4 protein-coding genes are annotated in these 6,453 nt (G+C 57.6%); 2 read left to right on the top strand and 2 right to left on the bottom strand.

The genetic code is table 11. The annotated features are described in order from the left end of the window. Positions 1-557: 557 nt before the first annotated feature. Positions 558-1,838 (top strand): Gfo/Idh/MocA family oxidoreductase, encoded by a 1,281-nt coding sequence (locus K1Y02_24425; GenBank protein MBX7259529.1) that lies wholly within the window; start codon positions 558-560, stop codon positions 1,836-1,838. A gap of 54 nt (positions 1,839-1,892) precedes the next feature. On the opposite strand, the gene K1Y02_24420 is transcribed toward K1Y02_24425, so the two are convergent. After that, entirely contained in the window at positions 1,893-2,675 is a 783-nt protein-coding gene (locus tag K1Y02_24420; protein ID MBX7259528.1) for a hypothetical protein, read from the bottom strand. 660 nt (positions 2,676-3,335) lie between these two features. Here K1Y02_24420 and K1Y02_24415 point away from each other — a divergent pair. Then, the gene (locus tag K1Y02_24415; GenBank protein MBX7259527.1) at positions 3,336-4,721 is read left to right on the top strand and encodes a hypothetical protein; all 1,386 of its coding nucleotides are present in this window, start codon (positions 3,336-3,338) and stop codon (positions 4,719-4,721) included. Between the two features lie 1,115 nt (positions 4,722-5,836). Here K1Y02_24415 and K1Y02_24410 read toward each other — a convergent pair. After that, positions 5,837-6,453, bottom strand: a 617-nt coding sequence (locus K1Y02_24410; protein MBX7259526.1) for a gfo/Idh/MocA family oxidoreductase, incomplete at its 5' end; no start/stop codon positions are given.

Here is a 6,453-nt window from a genome sequence, read left to right as displayed (position 1 = left end):
GTGAAATGGTAGGAAATCCAGAGGTTTAGGTCACCCGCGAACGCGGCGGGCGCCATGGCCAGTCCCACCAACACGGCTGCCATCCAAACCACGGCTCGTTGACGCATGGAAACACTCCTTTCCTAACAACAAAGCCACCAACCTTCGATACAAGGGGGGCCTGAGCCTGACTGCCAGCTTGCCTTCCGAAACGCAATCATATCCTGTTGACGTATTTCAGTCAACAGTTTCCTAGACCGCGAAGTCGAATCCAACCTCCAATTCGGTCCTGAGCTTTCCACGGTTCTATCCCGGATTTCTCACGAACACACTTGAACCTCTCTCGTAACCGTTGTGTTCGCGAGACTTGCGGCGAAAAATAAAGCGGTTCTCCGAAAACAGAGTGTGTTTGAGAGAAATCCTCATGGCATAACCTCAGATTCTTGCACGTGAGCAATTTGCGTTGGCGCTCAATCGCACCGGTGCAAATTGCGAACTATCACCCAAGATATTGAGGATCCGGCTTTCGTATAATGCGCCCAAGCCGGTACCGGATGGCGAACAAGGGAGAGCAAGCAATGGAGAAGCGGTCGAATCAGTTGGCGGCACAGTCTCGGCGCGAGTTTATCAAGACCAGTTCCGCGTTGGGCATGGCAGCGTGGGCGTGGGGAGCGGCGTCTGCGAGTGCCGCTGAAGCGCAACCCGTTCGTATCGGCCTTATCGGGTGTGGACGCCGTGGATCCGGTGCCGTTCGTGACTGCATCGACTCGTCGCCAAACGTCTCTGTCGTCGCGCTGGGCGATGTCTTCCCCGACAAAATTGCGGAGTGCAAAGGCAAGCTCTCCCAGCTTGGCGACGCGTACAAAGTCACGGACGAAACGTGTTTTGCAGGATTTGACGCCTTCCAGAAAGTCCTTCAGTGCGACGTTAATTACATCATCCTCGCAACGCCTCCCGCCTTCCGAGCCGCGCACCTCAAGGCGGCCCTCGAAGCGGGCAAGCACGTCTTTTCGGAAAAACCCGTCGCCGTGGACCCTGTTGGCATACGCTCGATTCTAGAGTCCTCGGAACTTGCCAAGACCAAGGGCCTCGGAATTGTCGCGGGCACGCAGCGCCGCCATCAAGCCAACTATCTGGAGACCATCACGCGCATTCACGATGGCGCTATCGGCGACATCGTTTCCGCCGAATGCTACTGGATCGGCGACTACTCCTATTACGAACCCGTCCTGCGCCAGCCCGGCTGGTCAGACATGGAGTGGCAGCTCCGCAATTGGAACTACTTCACCTGGTTGTCGGGCGACCACATCGTCGAACAGCACGTGCACAACATCGACGTAATGAACTGGGTTCTGAAATCCCATCCCATCAAGGCCATGGGCATGGGGGGACGCCAACAACGGACAGGTCCCGAATTCGGGCACATCTACGATCACTTCGCGGTCGAATTCGAATATCCGAATGGCGTTCGCGTCACCAGCATGTGCCGGCAAAACGCGGGTACCTACCACCGTGTCAATGAGTGGGTGGTTGGCACGAAGGGGACCTCCGATCCGGCAGGTCAGATTAACGCAAAGAAGAAATACAAGTTCGAGGGAAAACCGGCCAACCCCTACGTGCAGGAACACGCCGACCTCATCGCGAGCATTCGCGCGGGTAAACCGCTCAACGAGGGCCGCGCTATTGCTGAAAGCACCATGGCCGCCATTATCGGACGCCTCGCCGCCTACACCGGCCAGGAAGTCACCTGGCAGTGGGCCATGGAAGAGTCGAAACTCGACCTCAGTCCCGCTAGACTCGAATTGGGTGAATTGCCCGACTGCGCGATCGCGATTCCCGGCTACGTCAACCTGATATAGATCGTACTGACGACAAGAATGTGTGGCAGGCATCTTACCTGCCTTATTCTTCACCTAATTCGGCAGCCGATCCAGTGACCGCAGTCCCTCAATGAACTTCTGTGTCATGGGAAACTGCCCGGGATAGGGAACAAACTCGACATGCCCGTCCAGATAGAGGACGTGGCCCCCATTGCCGTGCAATTCCGGGCGCTCCACCATGACGGGGATGATGCTCTTGAAGTACGCTTCCTTCTCGCGGCCATCGTCGAACGGAGAGAGTGTATCGCCGATGTTTTCCTTGAGATGGGCGTAGACAATCTCATTGCTCGCTCGGAACCCCGCCCATCTGCCCGTCGCAAGACGGGACGATATCGCCCTTTTAGACCTCCATTCGCAACTGCCTCCGTGTCGCGCTTCCCGCTCAAAGTCGTTGACAGGCTCGCGATGCTGTGCCGCCTCTTTGCACGCTTCAAGCCATTCGTTCGCTGACCTCTCGTTGGCGAACGCAAACCCCAGATACCAATAGCTGTTGTCGTCGAAGACATAGAGTGACGCGTTGGTGCAGCGCCGCTCCAATACACTCCGGTGAGGGTGGACGTACGAAATAAGCAACGGCGCCTTCTGCATCGCTTCGGAACCTAGTGCCTTGGGCGAGAACATTAGACAGCCCGGCGTACGCGACATAGGAGCATAGTCGCCAGACTTGTCATGCTGTGCGTACGTTTGCAGCGCTGCCCCAATCTGCTCTAAATTCTGGGCACACTGCCAATTCTTGAGAGGTCCTCGGCACCAAAGCGCAGAAAAGACCGCAACGGTGGTGATGATAGCCATTGTCCGTAGAATTGCGCCCGCCATTGGACGTACCCCCTTGTTCGTCTGGACCTGCAAAACAAGTCGCTTTCCGACAAGCTGGGTTAATGGGTGGCGGAGGCGTACCCCTTAATGCTTCCGCATCACGATGCTGTTGGCGTGTCTCGCTTTGGCTCGTGCAGTCATTCGGATCTCGCGTCAAGTCCGCTGAAAATCCCCTGACAATCCCCTTATCCCACCGAGCCACAGCCCCCGAAAACTGTTGCCAACCGAACTGTATCACATGCCTAGATGCGAAAATTCGCAAGTGACTGAAAATAAATGACTAATACATATAGGAGGCATGTTTTGACTTGCCTAAGCACCTGCGGGAGGACGGGTTTCATAGTTTTATTGTATGTCGCGTATCGCCTTCGGGCTACGCGGTGAACAGCAGACAATCGTGGTGGCTAGGTCGGCACGAGTAATCGTCTTATTCCACTGCTGCCACGACTAAATGTCGACACACGCTGCATTGAGTCTGGACTGTCGCACGAAGTATGCTGTAGCGGTTGAGGCGAGGGCCGCCAAGGCCACGAGGACCGCGATTCCGATAGCACGATTCCGGTACGTCACGGTACTCCTCCGGGCATGCCGTTATTGCGCACTGGCGGACACCTAAAATTCTAGCACAGCGCATCCACGCGCAGAATGAAGGACAATTCCATGACTGTTCACTCCACACGACACATCGTCTCATTTGCGATTGTCATTACATTGGTCGCCGCTGCGTCGAGTGTCATGCCCGCACACGCGCAGGGACTCACTCCGGATCAGGAAACCGCGCTGCGCGGCATCGCGCGCGGCGAATCGCCTGCGTGGCCCGCGATGTCACCCGAACAGTCGAAGGCCCTCTTCGAGAAGTCGGAGCAACAGTTGAAAGACCACCAGGCGTACTGCCTGCCCCACGGCCTGAGTGTTGATGTCTTTTGGACCGACTATTCGCGCTCGAAACCCTTCCGCTACGAAACCATCGGCGACAGCGCGTGCTGGGCCGGGCACTATCTCGCGGCCATTGCCCTCCGGTACAAGGTCACGAAAGACCCGCAGGCTTTGCAGGACGTGAAGAACGTCTTGGAGAAGTTCGATTTGCTGACTCGGGTGAGCGGACGCGTTGGTTACATTGCGCGCTATGCCGGCGCTGCAAACAACGAGGCCTATCGCGAGTACTACAAGGTCTACGGGCGCGGCGAAGACCCCGAGCGCCCCGGCCTAGGCAAATGCGCCTACCAAGGCGTCGAGCCGTACACCGACTTGGTCTGGCTTGGAAACAGCTCGCGCGACACTTACGACGGCACGAGCTTTGGATTGGCGACGGCGTGGGTCTACGTCGACGATCCGGATACGCGCCAGCAGATAAAGACCATCGTCGAGACCATCGGCAAGCGACTCGTGGAAGACGAGTATTGGGTGATCGACGGAAAAGGGCACAAGACCAATCCAACGCCCTCGTTCAAGCTGTGCTGGATGCGTTTGCTGTCTTCGGTGAGTCCCGAGGTCTTTGCCGACGTGAAGAAGGAGTATTACACCCTTGTTGGCGACGCAATTGCCCGGGGCGGACGCGTATACCCGGTAACCTACAAGGAGTACTTCGCGAACAACCTCAACTTCATTCGCATGTACACGCTGACAATGCTTGAAGACGACCCCGCGACCAAAGCGGGGTTGCAGGAAGTTTTGCGGAAATCGTATCACGAGCTTGCAGACACGCTGAACCCGCATTTTGCGGCCATCTACCTCGATGCGACCGGCGACACTGACGCGAAGGCGATTGCGGTGTTGCAGGGGCAGCTCATCGATATGCCTGCGCCGCCTCGCTACTTCAAGAAGGTCGACTACCGAAACAATCCCGCTTACGAAAAGCGCGAGGATAACCCGGAACTGTTGAAGTACGCACTATTATCCCGCGAACGTCCCGAAAGCGATTTCATCTGGCAGCGTTCACCCGTGTTGAGCCATCGCGACGAAGACGTGCCCTACGAGACGCCGGGCATCGATTTGTTTCTACCGTATTGGATGGGCCGTGAGTGCGGTCACATTCCCGCGCCGTAGACGACTTGTACGCTGACTCGCCCGCGACCAGCAGCGCAGGTCCTCGCTCATAACGGATACTCGGTAGCGCCGCGCTCGGCGAGCGCGGCGTAGTATACACCTCAGATTGCGTGTAACGCGTAGCCTGTGTTAAACGGTCGCAACGCAGACACGCAATATGTCCCCATTTGTCATCCTGAGTCCGACTCCGGCGGACGAAGGATCTGACAATGACGAACCGAGTGATTCTCAAGCCAGATGCTTCGCTGTCGCTCCTAAGAAACGAGCCGAGTCTCTTGCATGTGGCGCACCTTCAGAGCAGTCGTTAGGGTGGGTTGCTGCCCCAGGTCCCTATTCCTCAAGATCGTTAAAAAGTTACGTATTTGGGGAGCAAGTTGTTGAAGCGTTGCGTGTTGGCCGCGGATTTCGGATTTGCTTGGATGTGGTGAGCGCTGGGAGACGCCCGGCGTGCCGACAGGTGTGTCGGCGGAGACCGGGCGCTACAAAATGCATGGGGCAGGCGCGAATATGGTGTTCCGCGCATGGGCGAGAATTCTAAGCCAGATTCCTCGTCTGCCTTGGGCGGACTCGGAATGACAAGAGGGAAGAGGCGCGCGGCGTGGGCACAAACGCAATGGACCCTGCATGAGCCGACTTGCCGAAACGCGACCCCGGTAGACAGCGCCGCGATCGCCGAGCGCGGCGTGTTGCTTGCGCCCTGACAGGGCGCTCGTTGGGTGGTGGCGGGTACCTGGGGTTTCAATTCGCGTCGTTGACGCGAATCTCACCCCAGGCTGGAGTATTTCGCGCTTGCAGCGCTCTGGAGAGTCGAGTCAAATCGTCGGTGTTCATCCGTGGTTGAGTCTCTTTTGGTTGCGGCTATGCCGCGCCAGGCTACTATGTTTTGCGCCGTGCGGCGCGCAGGAGGAACAGGGGGGGTGAGTAGTGAACGAGAGCACATGTTGTCCGATGCCGAGTCAGGGCCGACTCCCTGCCTGTTGTTTCCACCATCAAAACCCGCGCTGGCGCGGTCCCCCGCTCAGCATGACAGGCAAGAGAATACTCTCTCGCGGTTCGAACTTTTGGCGTCGGCTCTTCTCGGCGCGCACCTGTACGCGCGGAGACTTCAGGCCGCGCTACGCCAACTCCAGCGTAGACACGGCCACGCGCTCGCCCGTGTCGGCAGCCGTGTGCATCGCTTCGAGCACCGCTGTAACGGCCCAGCCATCTTTCGCGGTTACGTATGGCGTACGGTCATCCTGCACCGCGTCAATGAAACTGGAAATACACGACGGAAACGCGCCGACCCATTGATCATAGACCTTAAAGTTCAGCAGCGAACGCGGCCAACGAAACCCTTCGGGACTGCTCATCTCGACGGCCTCGTCTTTGCGATCGATTTGGATATGGCCCTGCTCGCCCACGATAGACATGAACGAATCGGGCATGGACGGATGCCCCTCGGGATAGATCCATGCGGCCTCGAACGTGGCCACACCGCCGTTGCGAAAACGCAGTTGCCCCTGCATGGCATCCCACGTGTCCCAACCGTACCGCGACTTAAGCACCTGCTTTACTCCCGTGCACACCACGTCCTTGGGCGCGTCGTCAAACCACCACAGCATTAAGTCGATGTCGTGAGACGATTGAAACCACATAGGAGACGAGTCTTTAGCCCATGAAGCAAGCATCTGCGTAGGGACCGTGATCGGGTTGTTCTTGCGGGCATAGCCCACAAGTGGCCGGCCGATAA

This window comes from Candidatus Hydrogenedentota bacterium, from assembly GCA_019695095.1.
In the GTDB taxonomy this organism is placed as follows: Bacteria; Hydrogenedentota; Hydrogenedentia; order Hydrogenedentales; family SLHB01; genus JAIBAQ01.
The sequence above is the reverse complement of the archived record's forward strand: the minus strand, read 5'-3'. Positions and strand labels throughout refer to the sequence as shown.